Origin of the sequence: Marinobacter zhanjiangensis (assembly GCF_014651935.1) — a bacterium.
GTDB classification, from domain to species: Bacteria; Pseudomonadota; Gammaproteobacteria; order Pseudomonadales; family Oleiphilaceae; genus Marinobacter; species Marinobacter zhanjiangensis.
This window is the reverse complement of sequence record NZ_BMXV01000005.1, coordinates 317724-333896: the sequence shown is the minus strand read 5'-3', so window position 1 is coordinate 333896 and position 16173 is coordinate 317724. Positions and strand designations below refer to the sequence as shown.

The following is a 16173-nucleotide window of genomic DNA, read 5'->3' as shown; positions in this document are numbered from 1 at the left end:
GGAATGTTCGCCGAGAATTTTGGGAACGCCCCGCGAGAACTGTCATATGACCTTATCCCCCACACTCGAACTGGCGATGGACCTGATCCGCCGTAAATCCGTCACACCTGACGACGCCGGTTGCCAGGAGCTGATGATGTCCCGCCTGGCCCCGCTGGGCTTTGCCGGCGAGAACCTGCGCTTCGGCGAGACCGACAACCTCTGGGCCCGCAAGGGCTCGGACGGTCCGCTGCTGGCCTTTGCCGGACATACCGATGTGGTACCCACCGGCCCGGAAAAGAACTGGGCCTACGCCCCCTTCGACCCGGTGATCAAGGACGGCTACCTGTACGGTCGGGGCGCCGCCGATATGAAAGGCAGCCTGGCGGCGTTCATCACCGCCTGCGAGCGTTTTGTTGGGAAGTACCCGCAGCACCGGGGCTCCATCGCCCTGCTGATCACCAGCGACGAGGAAGGCCCTGCCCGGGATGGCACCGTGAAGGTGGTGGACACCCTGGAGAAGCGCAACGAGAAGATCGACTGGTGCCTGATCGGTGAACCCTCCAGCACAAACCAGGTGGGGGATATCATCAAGAATGGTCGCCGGGGCTCCCTGCACGGCTACCTGACGGTCCACGGCGTACAGGGCCACGTGGCCTACCCCCACATGGCGGAGAACCCGGTACATCTCGCCGCACCGGCGCTGGACGCCCTGGCGAACGAGTTCTGGGACAGCGGCAATGACTTCTTCCCGCCCACCACCTTCCAGATCACGAAAATCGAAGCGGGCACCGGCAGCAACGTCATTCCCGGCGAACTGCTGGTGCACTTCAACTTCCGCTACTGCACGGAAAACACGGCGGAAAGCCTGGAAGAACGGGTGGTCGCCATCCTCGACCGCCACAAACTCAACTACGACCTGCAGTGGCACCTCAGTGGCCGCCCCTTCCTGACCGACCGGGGTGCCCTGGTCACCGCCGCCCAAAGCGCCATCCGCCAGGTTACCGGCCGTGAGACGGAACTATCCACCTCCGGCGGCACCTCCGACGGACGCTTTATTGCCCCGACGGGCGCACAAGTGGTGGAACTGGGTCCGCTGAACGCGACCATTCACAAGGCGGATGAGTGTGTGAAAGCAGAGGATCTCGATACGCTGTCCGAGATTTATGAGCAGGTGCTGGTGGAGTTGCTGGGGTAAAGGCGGGAACTACAAGAGGTTTCGGTATACGTCCCCTCTCCCTTGAGGGGAGAGGGACAGGGTGAGGGTGAAAGAGGCCGAGCTCAGTAGTTGCCTGCTCCACCCTCACCCCAACCCCTCTCCCCTCAAGGGAGAGGGGCTACATAGCCACTCAATCGAGCGTGGAAACGTTATCCGCCTGAAGCCCTTTGGCGGCCTCAACCACATCAAAGCGCACGGCCTGGCCCTGGCGAAGTACCCGGCGGCCGCGACCACGAATGGCGCGGAAATGCACGAATACCTCATCGCCGCTGTCACGGACAATAAAGCCGAACCCTTTCTTCACGTTGAACCACTTCACGGTGCCTTCCTCGGCACCTTCGGGGCCATAATCCTCATCGTCATCGCCGTTGTCGTCGTTGCTCTGAGGACGGCTGTTGCCCTGTGAACGAGGGGCCTGGTTGTTGCTGCGCTTTTGCGGCGCTGCCCCTGGCTTGCGCTCACTGATCATGATGGTCAGTACGCCAACAATGGCAAACAGCACAAAGGTGATCACGTAGGCGGCAATACCCTGGGCGCTGCCCAGAACAAACTGAGGGCTGCCCGCCAGATCGCTGCTGCCGTATTGTGAGAGGATGAAAAAGACTTCCGGGGTGGTGTTAACAAGGATAAAGCCCAGAACCAGCGGCGCGAGAATCGCAACCAATACCGCGGAAAGCACTGCTCTTGCTGGATTACGCATGGATAATACAGACTCCGTAAAAATTGTTGATAACAGTTGTTTGGATAACCTTTATTCGGCGGACACGTGCCAATACCCGACACCCCGGCGAATAAAGCCGGCATAATAGCAGATTCTTCACAAACCTGACCAAAGCGTTACACACAATGGCAAATACAGACACAAACACGACAGAAAAATTGCTCACCAGAATGGACGAACTGGAAACCCGCCTGGCCTTCCAGGATGAGCTGATCAATACCCTGTCGGACCAGGTGGCGCAGCAGGAGCTGGATATCCGCAAGTTATGGGACGCCAAGCAGCATCTGAAAAAGCAGCTGTCGGAAATCGCGCCCTCAAACCTCAAGCTTGAGGATGAAGAGGCGCCCCCGCCCCATTACTGAGCCGGAGCCGGAAGACCCATCAGTTCCACACCGCCAGTTGCTCGCCACGGTCGTCCAGCCGCCACCACTTTTCATCCTGCACCGGGTCACCCTCCTGCCATTCGCCCTGGCTGCAGCGTATTTCCGTTTGCAGCGTCTGCCAGGCACTGCGGGCGCATTCCAGGTCGGTGTTCCAGGGCAGGCTGTCGCCTTCGATGACCACGGAGCTGAAGTGTTTGCCGAAGGCATCGGCATAAACGCTGATGCGGACCAGGTTATCGGCGTAGCGGCCCTCACCCTTGTACAGGCCGGGCTTGTTGCCAAAAGGGGTCAGGGGTACCAGCAGCTGGTCGAAATTGGCTTCCAGCCACATGGCCAGACGGGCGGGGTCAAGGTCGCGAACGTAGATTTCCAGATCCTGCACTGCGGGCGCCTCCGGGGACGTTGGTTGGAACATGCAAGTCAGGATGATCGCTGGTGCCGGTCAGGGATTCAAGTTCTGCCCGCACATCGTCTGGAAAGACCTGCCGAAGGGTGCCCCGGGCCTGCCGCTCCAGCCAGTCCACTTCCGCCGCCGTCAGCTCAAGGGCCAGCTCGGATTGCTCATGCTCCAGTGCCTCAACAGGCTCGCCGGTGTCGCGGTTCGCTTCGATACGGCGGGCCAGGGTATCCAGTTCGGCGCGCAGCCGCCGGCACTCCGCAGGCCCCTCGTCGGCGACCACGGACACCCTCGCGGCGGCACGCTCCAGCCATTCCACCACCTGGCCCGGAGTCGCGCGGTAATGCAGGCCCGACGAGGCCAGCCCCATGGCGGCATCGGTTACACGCACATTCCAGCGCGCTTCAATCACCGGCCGGTGGGCCACCAGGATGGCGTGGTTCTGGGCGCGACTGCTCAGCGGCAGGTCGTGGCGCATCAGTGAGCGCCCCATGAGCCGCTCAAGCCTGCGGCCCGCCACCGGATCATCGGAATGCTCCGGGCTCAGCAGCAACAGGGGGCCATTATAGTTGGGCATCAGGTCACGGGCCGGGTGGTCCGGCTCGGCCAGCAGGGCCATCAGGTCCGCCGGTGAGAGGTTGTCCAGAATCAGGGTGGGCAGGGTACCCTGCAGATAATTGGTGTAATCCTGCAGCTGCTCGAGGATTTCCCCGGTTTCCTGCGGATTGCGCAGATCCGCCAGGTAGAAGTCCGTTTGCATGGCCGGCATCAGGGCCTGGAGCCAGGCGGTCTTGCCGGTACCCCTGTCGGCGGTAACCCACATCAGGCCACGGGGCGACGAGGCCAGAGCGACGGCAATGTCGTCCGCCAGCCGGTACCAGGCGGAATCGGTAATCACTACCGGATTGGCTGCACGCCCGGTTGCAGGCACCTGCCCCAGTCGCATATGTCGTACCCTCTTTCGAAGACCCGGAGCAGAGGCCAGATGGCTGATCTCGTCAGCCTGACCGGCAAGGAGTGCCAGTCAGCCTACGGCTCCCGTAAAGAGCCAGAAGGTACCTGTACCGAGTCGGATGATCGCTCGCCGCCGTCACATTTTCGACAAATAACAGCGATTTACTGACACTCAGGTATCAAAAACAGGAACCCCGTCGCACTTTACGGCTGGTAAAGCGCGACGGGGTTTTGAGACCAATTCGAAAAAAGACTCAGTGCAGTCTAGACGCGATTGTAGGTATCTTCAAAGCGGACAATGTCATCTTCGCCCAGATAGCTGCCGGTCTGTACCTCGATCAGCTCCAGGGGAATGACACCGGGGTTGGTCAGCCGGTGGGTAACGCCAAGGGGAATGTAGGTGGACTCGTCTTCGGTGAGCAGCAGCTCCTCATCACCGCGGTTGACACGGGCGGTGCCGGTCACCACAACCCAGTGCTCGGAGCGATGATGGTGCTTCTGAAGGGATAGGGAGGCCCCCGGGTTCACAGTGATGCGCTTGACCTGGAAACGATCGCCCTGGGCCACACCCTCATACGTGCCCCAGGGCCGGTGTACTTTCTTGTGCAGCTTGTACTCCGGGCGCCCCTGCTCCTTGAGGCGGTTAACCAGCTTCTTGACGTCCTGCACCCGGTTGCGGTCGGCCACCAGCACCACGTCGTCGGTTTCCACAATGACATGATCGCTGACGCCCAGGGCTGCAATCAGCCTGCCTTCCGAGTGGACGTAGGAGCCGGAGACGTCTTCCAGAATCACATCACCATGGCAGGCGTTGCCGTTCTCGTCCTGGGGCTGGATTTCCCACAGGGACGACCAGGAGCCGACATCACTCCAGCCCGCATCCAGAGGCACAACAACGGCGTCTTTGGTATGTTCCATAACGGCGTAGTCGATGGAATCATCAGGACAGGCGGCAAAGGCCTCCTTGTCCACACGGGTAAAGTCCATATCACCCTTGCGGGCGCTGTAGGCGGCCCGGCAGGCCTCCAGAATCCGGGGCTGGAAACGCTCCAGCTCCTCAAGATAACGGCTGGCGGAGAACAGGAACATGCCGCTGTTCCAGTAGTAACCGCCCTCATCCAGGTAGCGCTGGGCGGTATCGGCGTCCGGCTTCTCGACAAAGGCATCCACATTGGACCAGACACCCTTGCTGCCCCCGGCGCGGATATAGCCGTAACCGGTATGCGGGGACGACGGCACGATACCGAAGGTCACCAGCTTGCCCTCGCGGGCGGCATCCGCACCCACGGCCACAGCGCGGGCGAATGCCTGTTCATCCTGCAGCACCTGATCCGACGGCATCACCAGCATCAGCTCATCGGGATTTTCTTCCGCTGCCGCCAGTGCGGCCAGGGCAATGGCCGGGGCCGTATTGCGCCCGACCGGCTCAAGGATAATGCCAGTGGTGCGGTCGGCGGCCAGTTGTTGCAGGCTTGCCGCCACCACAAAACGGTGCTCTTCGTTGGTAATCGCCATAACGCGCACATCGGCGCCCAGCTTCAGCCCTCTGGCGATGGTCTCTGACAACAAGGACTGGTCGGATACAACGGGAATGAACTGCTTGGGGTAGGCCTCGCGGGAAAGCGGCCACAGGCGGGTTCCGGAACCACCAGAGAGTATGATCGCAAGCATGTCAGGTCCTTCTCAGATCGAATGGAATCTCCCGGATTGTCCCTTAATTCCACCTTTATCTCAAAGCCCACGGGCAACGAATCCAATAAATACCGTGACCAAAAGGAAATCCGGCAAACTAAAACAGCGGAGCATATTCATAGAAGAGAGAAGGAAAAGAGGAAGGGGTAACCCGGGCAGTGATCCACCCGGGTTTACGGCTTACTTAGTTCTCTTGCCAGCCCTGAACGGCTTCCTTGCCATACTTCTGACGCCACTCGTTCAGCGTCTTGTGGTTGCCGCCGCGGGTCTTGACTACTTCACCGGTGTGCGGGTTCTTGTAGGTCTTCAGGGGGCGCTTGGCGCGTGTACCGGCTTCCGCCTTGCCGCCAGCAACGGAAGGATCGATTGCGCTCAGAATCTGCAGCACGTCCTTCGGGGACTTCTTGTACTCGTCCATCAGCCCCTTGACCTTGTCTTCAAATTCCAGATCACCTTTAAGTGTCTGGTCCTGTTCCATCTTGTTCAATTCGTCAGAAAGCTTTTCGAGAAGCTGTTTTTTCTGATAGTAATCGTTGATGTTCGCCATGAAAAATTAACCCTTTTGAACTGAAGATATTTTTGCAGTTTTTACATTTCAATCCCTGAATCCGTCGTAATCATAGAATAATACCGGAAAGGATTAAAGACTTTCACTCATTCATCACAATGAAGAAAAAATAATGCCTCAGAATGACCAGACCAGGGGAATCAACAAAACGGCCGTCGTGCCCACCACCAGACTCAGGGGAATACCAATGCGCATGTAATCCGTGAACTGATATCGGCCGGGACCATAAACCATCAGATTGGTCTGATACCCCAAGGGCGTAATGAAACTGGCGGACGCCGCAAACATGACAGCAACAGCAAAGGGAATAAAATTGACACCAAGCTGTTCCGACACTGCCAGGGCAATGGGAAACATAAGAACCGCAGCGGCGTTATTGGTTATTACCTCGGTAAACGCAGCAGTCAGCAGGTAAACAAGCGCCAGCGCCAGCCAGGGTGTCAGCACCCCGAAATTCAGCAGGCCGCCTGCCACCCACTGGGCAGCACCGGTTTCCGACATGGCCGCGCCCAGGGCGAAGGATGAGGCAATCACCACCAGTACCGGAAGGTCCACACTCCGCCGCGCCCGGCTGGCGGTAATGCAGCCCGAGCCAATCATGGCGCCGGCGGCCAGGAAGGCAGCCTCCAGAATAGTGAGCAGGCCGGAAGCGCTCACCGCGACCATGGCCAGCAGAATGCCCAGCGCCAGGGGCGCCTTGCTGAAGTCCGGCGGTGTGGAGTCGTTCAGGGCACTGACCAGCAGGAAATCCCGGCGAAAACGGTACTGGTCGGCAAACTGCTGACTCGCCTCCAGCAACAGGGTATCACCCATTTTGAAGCGTATATCGCCCAGCTTGCCGGGCACCCGCTTGCCTTCCCGGGACAGCGAAAGAATGGCAGCATTGAAACGGGTACGGAACCGGCTATCGCGGACGGTTTGCCCCAGGGCGGCGAATTCCGGGCCCAGCACCACTTCCACCAGGCAGCGTTGATGGTTGGCCAGGTCCAGCTTGTGGACACTGCCATTCGCGGGTTTCAGGCCCTGGATACGACGCAGTTCACTGGCGCACTCCGGCGCGCCCACAAAATACAGCTTGTCACCGGGCTGCAGCATCCGGTCCGGCTCCACCGCCGTAATCAGGCGCCCCTGGCGGTCGATTTCAGTCAGGTAGCCATAGTTCAGGGAGCGCAGGCCGGCCTGTGCCACCGTGCGCCCGACCAGCGGGCCAGGGCTTTCCACCTCCACCTCTACGCCATACTCCCGGACCAGTTCCAGCTCCTCGTTCAGGCCACCGCGATCCGGCAGCAGACGGTTGGCGAACAGCACCAGGAAGGTGCCGCCAATCAGCAGCAGCGGCACCCCGACCCAGGCCAGCTCGAAAAGACCCAGATGGATGTCGAGCCGGCTTTGCAACAGGCCATCCACCACCAGGTTGGTACTGGTGCCGATGAGGGTGCAGGTACCGCCAAGAATGGCGGCGTAACTGAGGGGCAGAAGCAGCTTGGACGCCGAGATATTCAGGCGCTGGGCCCAGTCCTGAACGGCGGGAATGAACATGGCCACCACGGCGGTATTGTTCATCAGCGCGCTGAGCACCCCGGTGGGCACGATCAGACGGGCCTGAGCCCCCGAGGGCGTACGGGGATGCCCCAGCATGCGGCGGGCAATCCACTGAACCGCACCGGTTTCCTTGAGGCCGGCAGCTACCACATAGAGCGTCGCAATGGTGATAACACCGGGGTTGGCAAACCCGACCAGTGCCGAGGCTGGAGTCAGAACCCCGGTAATCACCAGCACAATCAGAGCCCCCATCAGGATCAGATCCGCCGCCACCCGGGTAACAACCAACGCCCCCAGAACAGCAACCAGCAGAAACAGGGTAAAAACGGCTTCCCACGCCATGTACAGAAGGCTCCCAGATGGTGACTATGCTCGCAGCCTGTCAAAGTTAAGGCTGATCTACTGCGCCGATGGACGTCAGTGTTTCAAAAAAGGAATAGTGCCCGGCTTTCTAATAACCAGAGATCGCACAGTAGACCGTTTATGGGCAAGAATGCCAAATACGGAATACGAATAAGGTAATGAAGGTCAGGCGGAACTGTCGTTCCGGAGGATCAGCCCTCTCTCAAGAAGGTAGCCAATCAACCGATCAATACAGTCGTCGACAGACATTGCAGAGGTATCCAGACGGACTTCGGCCCGTTCCGGTGCTTCATAGGGGGAGTCGATACCGGTGAAATCCCGGATCTGCCCTGCCCTGGCCTTTTTATAAAGCCCCTTGGGATCACGATCCTCGCAAGTGGAAAGCGGGGTATCCATAAAGACTTCAATAAACTCACCGGCGGGAAACAGATTGCGCACCATTCGACGGTCACTGGTAAACGGGGAAATAAAGGCACTCAGCACAATCAGACCGGAATCCGTAAACAGCTTACTGACCTCGCCAATCCGCCGGATATTCTCAACCCGGTCCTCATCGGAAAACCCCAGGTCCTTGTTGAGACCATGGCGGACATTATCGCCGTCCAATAAAAACGTGTGATAACCACGTTGATACAACGCCACATCCAGGGCATTGGCAATTGTGGACTTGCCCGAACCACTCAGACCGGTAAACCATAACAGGCAGGGTTTCTGATGCTTGATCGTCGCCCGCTCCGCGCGGGTTACCTTATGGTCGTGCCAGAGAATATTGGAAGACAAAAGAGGCTCCTGGTCCATGGAATTGGATACGGCATAAGATTATAGGTTTTGGAGATATGTACCGCAAACACAAAAAAACAGGGACAAGCCTGTTTTATAGCCCCTCTCCCTTGAGGGGAGAGGGGTTGGGGTGAAGGTGGAGCAGGCAACTCCTCAGTACGCTCTCAAGCGCCCTACTGGCGCTCCCCCTCACCCTGGCCCTCTCCCTCCAGTGGAGAGGGAATGTACGGCGTAGGCTTCATGTAGCCCTTCTTCCCTCAGGGGCAAGGGGCCAATCAAACGTGCAGGCCGCACTCCCGCTTCAGTCCGAAGAACCGGGTTTCCTCTTCGGTCATGCCCGGCGTCAACGGGCGGGAAGTATGCCAGTCGCCCACGGACACATAGCCTTCTTCCCACAGCGGATGATAAGGCAGGTCGTGCTTGACGAGATACCGGTGAATATCCCGGTTATGCCAGTCAATCAGCGGGTAAACCTTGTGGCGCCCGTCCGGCCGCTGCTCGACCACGGGGCGGTCCTCACGGGAGCCGGACTGTTGCCGGCGCAGGCCCGCAAACCAGGTGCCCACGTCCAGCTCATCCAACGCCCGCTCCATGGGATCCACCTTCATCAACTGGTTGTAGCGCTCAATGCCATCAACGCCCTGTTCCCACAGGCGACCGTGCACCGCTTCCAGCCGCGCGGGTGTCCAGTGCGAGGACACCACCTTCAGGTTCAGGTCCAGCCGGTCACGCAGGGTCTCCACAAACTGATAGGTTTCGGAAAACAGATAGCCGGTATCCACCAGCAATACGGGCAAATCCGGGCGAATCCGCGTCGCCAGGTGCAGCAGTACCGCCGAATGAATACCGAAACTGGAGCTGAGCACAAACCGGCCCGGCAGGTTGTCCAGCGCCCACTCGACCCGCTCTTGCGCGGTGGCGGATTCGAGAGCGCTGTCAGCGTGGCTGCCACGGGATTTGGGTACGAGGGTGGAAACGGTCATTGCGGCTCCTGCAACGGGAAGTATTCGACCGTCACAGGATAAAGCCTCGGGGATAGAACGCAAAGGAACAAAAATTTATGTTCTTATTTCAAAAAGGCTGCCAGGGATGGCACTGCCTCTACTACTGCCCGGCAAACTCCGCAAGCTGTGACGCACTGTGCGTGAATACCCGGACCATCCGCCGCCCTACCTCATCAAACTCCGGGTGGAGGTCACAGTAGTTATCGATCAGGTCGGCTGTCGACAGCAGTTCTTGCTCGATAGTGCCCAGGAACGCCATAACTTCCCTCCGGGCCAGGCCACAGGACCGGCGACCAAAATCAACCAGGTAGTCGACCGGCCACCACACCTTGCGCCCGCCCAGTGCCAGGGCGGGTACATCCTGCTGAAGATAGGGCGTGGTGGACACAATATCGTAGGCGGGCGCCATCCGGCGACTTGCGAACGGCTGATCATACAAAATACCAAAATTCTTCAGGTGAGCGTCGCCATTGCGAACGGCCCAGGATATCGCCACGGAAAGAAACAACCATCGCAACCCCTGATGGCGCTGCTCAGGCGACAGATACGTCGCAAAGGTTTTCGCCAACTTCTCATAGCTGCCGGAATACTTGTCATCCGGTAACAGCCCCTGCAACACGCAGGCATCTTCGAAGCCCAGCCACCGACCGTCTTCACGCCGGTCAAAGCGTTCCATCACGAACAACCGACCGTTATCCGAAAGGTGGAACTGCGGCACCGGCAACCCGCATTTCCGGGCCAGCGTCATACAAAAATATTCATTAGCCGCCAGTTGCGGAAAATCCTCACCCCAGGTTTTCACGATAAAGCCATCAGTGCGCACCGCAGACTTGTCCGAGAGATGGGCCGGAATCAACACCTTGGGCTGCACCCCGGAAATTCCCGAACGAAGGGCATACTTCTCAACCAGTTCCTCGAACAGAGAGGCATCATCCGCCTTTAACAGTCGGGACAGTGACTCGCCACCATCTTCAACGCCCGCAGCCCCCGTTTCGACGTCAGACACCACCACCCGGCCAACCTGATGACGTCCCAGAGCCGTGAGCACTGCCAGGTCTCCGGTGCCATACAACTTGGCCACATGCTTGCGGATAAGCTCGCCCAGATACCCCTCCGGCAGGTTCTGGGCGAACACGGGATGCAATCCATGGTACGTATAGGCCTGGTCAGCGACCGGCATGGTGACGGAAACCGCATCCTCCTTCTGCAAACCAGGGCGATAAACAAATACGGAAGGCTCCGGACGCCCGGGGGCAATCAGATCGCCAACGACCCGGGCCCGTACCTGAACCACCGCCCGCTGAAACCTGCTCATACATCACTCTTCGCCTGCTCACGCTGCAGGTCATTCAGAGTCGGCAAACCACCCACGGGCCGGACCGCGAACTCCAGTCCCAACACCGCCAGCACCCGTTGCAACTTGGCGAAGCCCATCTCCGGCAGGCGTTGATTCTCTAGCCGTGAAAGCATGGTGCGATCCACCCCGGCCATTTCGGAGAGCTCCTGCATCGTCAAACCCGCCCGTTTTCGCTCTTCCCGAATGCGACTACCCAGCTCGGCCAGCATCATGTGCGTATACTCTACATAGCCTATAATTGACTCCTGAATGTAGCACATACTCACATTCAGGGTAAGGCTTTATTGCCTGTGTGCTTAACCGATGGCTGCCACGTGGATAAAGGTCGGCCATGCGGGCGCAGTGGAAAAGTTCTGGTTGGCCAGGGAGAGTTTCTTCAGGAGGGATTGCACATCACCCCAGGGCATGGACGCTTCCCGGACCATCATGATGCGGGGTGGCTGGTTTTCAGCCCATAAATTCAGGCTGCGTGGGTGGTCACCAACGGCCACGCGCCACTCTTCTTTGCTTCCAGAATCACGATCTCTACGATAGACCCATCTTCAGCGTAGCTGACATGCGTATTCCAATCCTGAGAGACCTCTTTAACTATGGGCTTGTCACTGAGATGCATTGTCAGTATGTCGTCATCTGAATCATAAACAGTTTGCATGCTCAGCCCTCATCCGGTCTTGGTAGAGCGCCACCAAGCAATATCCGGGCATGGTCCAGAGCACGAGCACATAGAGGACCTGACTGATGGCGACGTTTAAAATCATCCCGGGTTTCGCTCGACTTCACCGCCAGCTCACGCCTTTCTTCCTGAGCGGTTGCCAGCGCGCCGGGGAAATCACCTCGTTCCCACCCCGCTTCCGCTATCGCATCTGCCACTCGCCAGGCTTGATTGCTGTACCGCTCTGCCAGCGAGTCGCTCTGATCGAACTCAAGTGAATAACTGGCGCACAATTGAAGTGTCAAGAATGTTCGAGAAGCAGGAAGCAACTGGTGCTCTGCAGATTTGGCTGCAGCTACTGAAGAAGCAATAAATATCACGACAAGCGGTGCAGCAAAAACCGTTTTCGTTTTACCAAGACACCTGATCACGAAAATACTCATTCAGTATCCTTCTCGTCGGCATCTGCAAGCCGGTAACCAGGATCGAGCGCGAGAATAAAGAGGGGCCAAAGCGCCATGGTTACCCAGATGGTTGTTTCCGGGAAGAAGTAGCGGACAACGACAGAAGCAGCCCCCGCCAACAACAACGCTGGCGCCAAAACGCATCTGGTCCAAAAAATGGGCGATCTCTGCACCTTACCCAAAACCAGCCCACGGAGCATGGCGTAGTATAGAAACCACCCGCTCACCCCGCTGAACAACATCAGAACCAGCATCCTAGAGGTCTTCGTAAACCAGCAGGCCACGGGCGGCCAATTCCCGGCGAGACTTATCTGACTCGTGCTTTGCCATGATATTCAGACCGGAAAGAACGATCAGCGTGGGCACGGCGGCAATGCCTGCAGAACGAGCAAGCGTTGGAGCCCACCCGAACTTGCGCGCCACTTCTTCAACAAGTTCGGTTTTTCCCAGGGAGGCGAGTGCCTCTGACGCTAAAGCCCTTGGGCCGCCCCTGGACGAAACGTACACCCAGCTCGCAACAGACGTAACAGTGACCTCAGGAAAGGAAAGTGGGTTGACCTGGCCAGTAATATCTAGCTTTCTGGAACTGAACTCGAAGAATTCTCGCAGCTCGGCATCCGACAGCGACCACATGTACCAATAGCGCTGAACGCTGAGATCACTAATCAGGTCCATCAGACGGGTGGTCAGACTGTTACGAGGGATATCGTAGATAATCTTCGCGTTGATTGCGGAGCGTTCTTGCGAGGGCAGGTGCCGATATACCGCAATTCCATTCAGTATAGGCGCATACAGTTCAGGAGCTTTGGTGAGCTGGACCTGATAGTTGCTTAGTCCCATCAAATCAGCCAGGGCCATAAAGGGGGATTGACGAAAATCCGCAGTAACATATCGACCGGAAACAGCCGGGGCAGCCATATACTCTCCTTGTAAAATATCGTCCAGTTCCTGAAGCTGGCTAATAATTTGACGGTGGGAGACGATAGTGTCAAGTATCCGCAACCGCGACACGATTAAGTGTTTCAGAGCTGCCTTTCAGTATATCCGACTTTGGATGAGGCGAGGTGATCAAACCCGGTTTCAACGGGCACTTAAAAAACGTTCCATGAGTCATACCTCATAAACCACCATGCCTGGCCCAGAAATCTGATGGCGTTATGATTGGATAGCGCTCTGCCAACACAAGCAAATCTTGGTCGCCAGTAATCAGATAATCGACTTCGTGGGAATGTAAACTGGCTATCAATGTACCAAGTACCGGTGTATCCCGGACGTCTCTCACTGCATTATCGGGCAGTGTCACGGGGTCGACGATTTCCGCCAGGAAGCCGAGAATATCGACCAGATCATCGATCTCCGCGTCCGACATACCGTGCCGGTTTCTCAGCTGGGGCAAGACTCTGCGGACTTCATCAAGAATATAATCCGACAGCACAACCTCAATTGCACCGCTGCGCCACGCCTGAATAATTTTCCCCGGTATGCTGGCCGGAAAAGCCATACCGGAAATGACCACATTGGTGTCGAGCACTACCTGCATGGATGCCATCCCTGGTCACGCTCCCGTTATTGTTCAGAGCGTTCGTCTGCCACTGCCTGTTCAATCTCCCGGATGCCCTCTTCCTGAGGCACACCTGAAAATCCCTGCTCCAGCCTGCTGCTCAAGGCGTCGAAGCGAGCCTCCATCCTCCGAATCCGATTGAACAGACGCGCGTCTACCAAGGCAGCTACCGGTTTACCATCTTTCTTGATTAACACACTGTCGTGCCGGTACTGAACCTGATTAATCATCTCACCCAGGTTTTGCCGGAATTTCACCGCACTGGTTTCTGTGATCATGCTCGCCTCCAGCCATATTGATCACCATGATCATAACAATGGAGCGGATAAAAAGGAAACGCTCACGTGCTCAGGCATCCCTTCTGATAATGACCTTTTCTGCCACGGAATCCACGGAAGGACACGGAAGGAAAGACAAAAAGACCTAAATAACCTGGTAACTTTTTCTTTCTTTTTTCCGTGTTCTTCCGTGGATTCCGTGGCCAATCAAGTCCTTAAACTCAAGCCCCCAACCGTCGAACACTATTATCAGAATTTTCTTCAGGGGGAGCAGAATGACACCACACCAAATCCGCCACATCCCCATTGGGTGCGTAGCCGGTAGGTGCCTCGCGGATAAGCTCGGCAATGCGGGCGCAGTCGAAGTTCTGACTGGCGAGGGAGAGTTTCTTGAGGAGGGACTCCACATCATCCCAGGGCATGGACGCTTCCCGGGCCATCATGATGCGGGGGTGGCTGGTGCCCTGGGGGTTGTCGCCAATGAGCAGTTCCTCAAACAGCTTTTCCCCCGGGCGCAGGCCGGTGAAGCGGACTTCAATATCGCCATCCGGGTTGTCTTCGGTTTTTTCCGACAGGCCCATCAGATGCACCATCTTGCGGGCCAGGTCGACAATTTTCACCGGTTCACCCATATCCAGCACGAACACCTCACCGCCCTGCCCCATGCTGCCAGCCTGCAGCACCAGCTGGCTGGCCTCCGGGATGGTCATGAAGTAACGGATGATGTCCGGATGGGTGACGGTGACAGGCCCGCCGTCGCGGATCTGGTCGCGGAACAGGGGCACCACCGAGCCGGATGACCCCAGCACATTGCCAAAACGCACCATGGTAAACCGGGTGCCTTCCTGCCGCTCCGCCAAGCCCTGCAGCACCAGTTCCGCCAGGCGCTTGCTGGCGCCCATAATGTTGGTGGGCCGCACGGCTTTATCCGTGGAGATCAGCACAAAGCGCTCCACACCGGTCTCGATAGCAGCCTCCGCCAAATGCCAGGTGCCGAAAGTGTTATTCTGCAATCCCTCGATCACATTGTGCTCTACAAGGGGCACGTGCTTGTAGGCGGCGGCGTGGTAGACCGTGTGGATACCGAAGGCCCTCATCACCGCCTTGCATCGGCGCCGCTGCATCACACTGCCAAGTATGGCGCTCAGCTTAACGCCCAAACCTTCGATATTATTGATGGACTGCAGCTCCCGCTCGATGGCATACAAGGAGAATTCTGACTGATCGAACAACACCATCTTTGCCGGGCGCTGGCGCAGGATCTGTCGGCACAGCTCAGAGCCGATGGACCCCCCGGCACCGGTCACCAACACGCACTTCTCAAACAAGCTGGAGGCCACCAGTGCGCTTTCCGGCATCACCGGCTCCCGTCCCAGCAGGTCTTCAATCTCCAGGTCGCGGATGTCATTGATACGGGCCCGGCCAGACACCAGCTCCGCCATGCTGGGCACGGTCTGCACGGGGACTTCCAGCTGCTCCAGCTCACGCAGCAACTGCTTGCGATTCAGGTGCGTATCCGGGTCCAGGGCGAGCAAAAGGCGTTTGACGCCATGCTTGCGAATAGCTTTTTCAATGTGATCTATGTCGTACACCGGAATACCCTGAATCAGGGTACGATGATTCGCCCGGCGATATGTCACAAACATTGCAGGCTGATACTGCATGTCCTGAAGCAGAGCATCCGCCAAGTGGATGCCGGTCTCGCCGGTGCCGATGATCGCCACCGGCTCTTTGTTACGATGCCTGGGGCGACCAACCAGCATACGCACCCCCATACGGGAGCCACTGACAAAAAGGAATGCCAGTACCGCGTATATGATGGGCACTGAACGGGGAACAAAAGCCTGCAGCAGATAGGCCAGAGCGATAATGGTAAGCGCGGAGGATCCAACGCCTATGCTGATAGTCAGAAAAGCCTTGTCGCTCAGGTACCGGATAATTGCCCGATAAAGCCCCAATCTCGCGAAGATAACAATGGACACACCAACAGTGAGAAGGCCCACCAGAAGCTGGTCCGGGGCTGGCGTCCAGGACTTGTCTTCGAGGCGAAGCGCAAAAGCTGCCCAGAAAGAAAATGACAAAAAGACCGCATCCGAAACAACGGAGATCAGTCGCTTCTGCAAACGGGAAAGATTCAAAAAGACCTTTAACATGAGCGTCCTTTTAGCACACGACTAATGGCAGTTTAGGACAGGATTCGGGACCAGACCGTTGAGTTTCTGTAACGATTCCAGACGAAAACCAGCCATGGGAAGGGGT

20 protein-coding genes are annotated in these 16173 nt (G+C 57.8%); 2 read left to right on the top strand and 18 right to left on the bottom strand.

Going from position 1 to position 16173, the window contains the following annotated elements:
* The first annotated feature begins 46 nt into the window (after nt 1–46).
* On the top strand, nt 47–1177 hold the full coding sequence (gene dapE / locus IE079_RS12570) for a succinyl-diaminopimelate desuccinylase (protein WP_189576938.1): 1131 nt from the start codon (nt 47–49) through the stop codon (nt 1175–1177).
* Nucleotides 1178–1328: 151 nt separating this feature from the next.
* Here dapE and IE079_RS19025 read toward each other — a convergent pair whose 3' ends face one another.
* Nucleotides 1329–1898: a cold-shock protein gene (locus IE079_RS19025; RefSeq protein ID WP_189576936.1), complete on the bottom strand. Its 570-nt coding sequence runs from the start codon at nt 1896–1898 to the stop codon at nt 1329–1331.
* Between the two features lie 146 nt (nt 1899–2044).
* Between IE079_RS19025 and IE079_RS12560 the strand changes: the two genes are divergently transcribed.
* Nucleotides 2045–2281: a SlyX family protein gene (locus tag IE079_RS12560; RefSeq protein ID WP_189576934.1), complete on the top strand. Its 237-nt coding sequence runs from the start codon at nt 2045–2047 to the stop codon at nt 2279–2281.
* Nucleotides 2282–2300: 19 nt separating this feature from the next.
* Here the strand turns inward: IE079_RS12560 and IE079_RS12555 are convergent, their stop codons facing one another.
* The 17 genes from IE079_RS12555 to IE079_RS12475 form a co-directional block, all read right to left on the bottom strand.
* Complete coding sequence (locus tag IE079_RS12555) at nt 2301–2684, bottom strand: hypothetical protein (RefSeq protein ID WP_189576932.1); 384 nt, start codon at nt 2682–2684, stop codon at nt 2301–2303.
* Complete coding sequence (locus IE079_RS12550) at nt 2650–3645, bottom strand: hypothetical protein (protein WP_189576930.1); 996 nt, start codon at nt 3643–3645, stop codon at nt 2650–2652. Before IE079_RS12550 ends, IE079_RS12555 begins: the two co-directional genes overlap by 35 nt.
* A 272-nt stretch (nt 3646–3917) precedes the next feature.
* Nucleotides 3918–5324, bottom strand: coding sequence for a mannose-1-phosphate guanylyltransferase/mannose-6-phosphate isomerase (locus tag IE079_RS12545; protein WP_189576928.1), 1407 nt, complete (start codon nt 5322–5324; stop codon nt 3918–3920).
* 205 nt (nt 5325–5529) lie between these two features.
* Nucleotides 5530–5892, bottom strand: a complete 363-nt coding sequence (locus tag IE079_RS12540) for a histone-like nucleoid-structuring protein, MvaT/MvaU family (protein ID WP_189576926.1) — start codon at nt 5890–5892, stop codon at nt 5530–5532.
* Nucleotides 5893–6030: 138 nt separating this feature from the next.
* Nucleotides 6031–7797, bottom strand: coding sequence for an SLC13 family permease (locus IE079_RS12535; RefSeq protein WP_189576924.1), 1767 nt, complete (start codon nt 7795–7797; stop codon nt 6031–6033).
* Nucleotides 7798–7983: 186 nt separating this feature from the next.
* Nucleotides 7984–8598: an adenylyl-sulfate kinase gene (gene cysC / locus IE079_RS12530; protein WP_189576922.1), complete on the bottom strand. Its 615-nt coding sequence runs from the start codon at nt 8596–8598 to the stop codon at nt 7984–7986.
* 275 nt (nt 8599–8873) lie between these two features.
* Nucleotides 8874–9581 (bottom strand): phosphoadenylyl-sulfate reductase, encoded by a 708-nt coding sequence (locus IE079_RS12525; protein ID WP_189576920.1) that lies wholly within the window; start codon nt 9579–9581, stop codon nt 8874–8876.
* Nucleotides 9582–9702: 121 nt separating this feature from the next.
* Nucleotides 9703–10917, bottom strand: coding sequence for a type II toxin-antitoxin system HipA family toxin (locus IE079_RS12520; RefSeq protein WP_189576918.1), 1215 nt, complete (start codon nt 10915–10917; stop codon nt 9703–9705).
* Nucleotides 10914–11171: a helix-turn-helix domain-containing protein gene (locus tag IE079_RS12515; protein WP_227712479.1), complete on the bottom strand. Its 258-nt coding sequence runs from the start codon at nt 11169–11171 to the stop codon at nt 10914–10916. The genes IE079_RS12520 and IE079_RS12515 overlap by 4 nt, the downstream gene beginning before the upstream one ends.
* 84 nt (nt 11172–11255) lie before the next feature.
* Nucleotides 11256–11450: a hypothetical protein gene (locus IE079_RS12510; RefSeq protein ID WP_189576914.1), complete on the bottom strand. Its 195-nt coding sequence runs from the start codon at nt 11448–11450 to the stop codon at nt 11256–11258.
* Entirely contained in the window at nt 11420–11611 is a 192-nt protein-coding gene (locus tag IE079_RS19100; protein WP_189576912.1) for a DUF2283 domain-containing protein, read from the bottom strand. The genes IE079_RS12510 and IE079_RS19100 overlap by 31 nt, the downstream gene beginning before the upstream one ends.
* 2 nt (nt 11612–11613) lie before the next feature.
* Nucleotides 11614–12054 carry a hypothetical protein gene (locus tag IE079_RS12500; protein WP_189576910.1) on the bottom strand — a complete coding sequence of 147 codons (441 nt, stop codon included), beginning with the start codon at nt 12052–12054 and terminating at the stop codon, nt 11614–11616.
* Entirely contained in the window at nt 12051–12329 is a 279-nt protein-coding gene (locus tag IE079_RS12495; RefSeq protein ID WP_189576908.1) for a hypothetical protein, read from the bottom strand. Before IE079_RS12495 ends, IE079_RS12500 begins: the two co-directional genes overlap by 4 nt.
* 1 nt (nt 12330) lies before the next feature.
* On the bottom strand, nt 12331–12993 hold the full coding sequence (locus IE079_RS12490; RefSeq protein ID WP_189576906.1) for a hypothetical protein: 663 nt from the start codon (nt 12991–12993) through the stop codon (nt 12331–12333).
* Nucleotides 12994–13192: 199 nt separating this feature from the next.
* On the bottom strand, nt 13193–13624 hold the full coding sequence (locus IE079_RS12485; RefSeq protein ID WP_189576904.1) for a putative toxin-antitoxin system toxin component, PIN family: 432 nt from the start codon (nt 13622–13624) through the stop codon (nt 13193–13195).
* 17 nt (nt 13625–13641) lie between these two features.
* Nucleotides 13642–13914 (bottom strand): type II toxin-antitoxin system Phd/YefM family antitoxin, encoded by a 273-nt coding sequence (locus IE079_RS12480; RefSeq protein WP_189576902.1) that lies wholly within the window; start codon nt 13912–13914, stop codon nt 13642–13644.
* Between the two features lie 221 nt (nt 13915–14135).
* On the bottom strand, nt 14136–16067 hold the full coding sequence (locus IE079_RS12475; protein WP_189576899.1) for a polysaccharide biosynthesis protein: 1932 nt from the start codon (nt 16065–16067) through the stop codon (nt 14136–14138).
* Between the last annotated feature and the right edge of the window lie 106 nt (nt 16068–16173).

Excerpts from the sequence above, each read along its gene's own strand:
- IE079_RS12515 (WP_227712479.1), bottom strand. The coding sequence starts at position 11,171 with ATGATGCTGGCCGAGCTGGGTAGTCGCATTCGGGAAGAGCGAAAACGG.
- dapE (WP_189576938.1), top strand. The coding sequence starts at position 47 with ATGACCTTATCCCCCACACTCGAACTGGCGATGGACCTGATCCGCCGT.
- IE079_RS12545 (WP_189576928.1), bottom strand. The coding sequence starts at position 5,324 with ATGCTTGCGATCATACTCTCTGGTGGTTCCGGAACCCGCCTGTGGCCG.
- IE079_RS12475 (WP_189576899.1), bottom strand. The coding sequence starts at position 16,067 with ATGTTAAAGGTCTTTTTGAATCTTTCCCGTTTGCAGAAGCGACTGATC.
- IE079_RS19025 (WP_189576936.1), bottom strand. The coding sequence starts at position 1,898 with ATGCGTAATCCAGCAAGAGCAGTGCTTTCCGCGGTATTGGTTGCGATT.
- IE079_RS12540 (WP_189576926.1), bottom strand. The coding sequence starts at position 5,892 with ATGGCGAACATCAACGATTACTATCAGAAAAAACAGCTTCTCGAAAAG.
- IE079_RS19100 (WP_189576912.1), bottom strand. The coding sequence starts at position 11,611 with ATGCAAACTGTTTATGATTCAGATGACGACATACTGACAATGCATCTC.
- IE079_RS12495 (WP_189576908.1), bottom strand. The coding sequence starts at position 12,329 with ATGCTGGTTCTGATGTTGTTCAGCGGGGTGAGCGGGTGGTTTCTATAC.
- IE079_RS12550 (WP_189576930.1), bottom strand. The coding sequence starts at position 3,645 with ATGCGACTGGGGCAGGTGCCTGCAACCGGGCGTGCAGCCAATCCGGTA.
- IE079_RS12480 (WP_189576902.1), bottom strand. The coding sequence starts at position 13,914 with ATGATCACAGAAACCAGTGCGGTGAAATTCCGGCAAAACCTGGGTGAG.
- IE079_RS12520 (WP_189576918.1), bottom strand. The coding sequence starts at position 10,917 with ATGAGCAGGTTTCAGCGGGCGGTGGTTCAGGTACGGGCCCGGGTCGTT.
- IE079_RS12525 (WP_189576920.1), bottom strand. The coding sequence starts at position 9,581 with ATGACCGTTTCCACCCTCGTACCCAAATCCCGTGGCAGCCACGCTGAC.
- IE079_RS12535 (WP_189576924.1), bottom strand. The coding sequence starts at position 7,797 with ATGGCGTGGGAAGCCGTTTTTACCCTGTTTCTGCTGGTTGCTGTTCTG.
- IE079_RS12560 (WP_189576934.1), top strand. The coding sequence starts at position 2,045 with ATGGCAAATACAGACACAAACACGACAGAAAAATTGCTCACCAGAATG.
- IE079_RS12490 (WP_189576906.1), bottom strand. The coding sequence starts at position 12,993 with ATGGCTGCCCCGGCTGTTTCCGGTCGATATGTTACTGCGGATTTTCGT.
- IE079_RS12485 (WP_189576904.1), bottom strand. The coding sequence starts at position 13,624 with ATGGCATCCATGCAGGTAGTGCTCGACACCAATGTGGTCATTTCCGGT.
- IE079_RS12500 (WP_189576910.1), bottom strand. The coding sequence starts at position 12,054 with ATGAGTATTTTCGTGATCAGGTGTCTTGGTAAAACGAAAACGGTTTTT.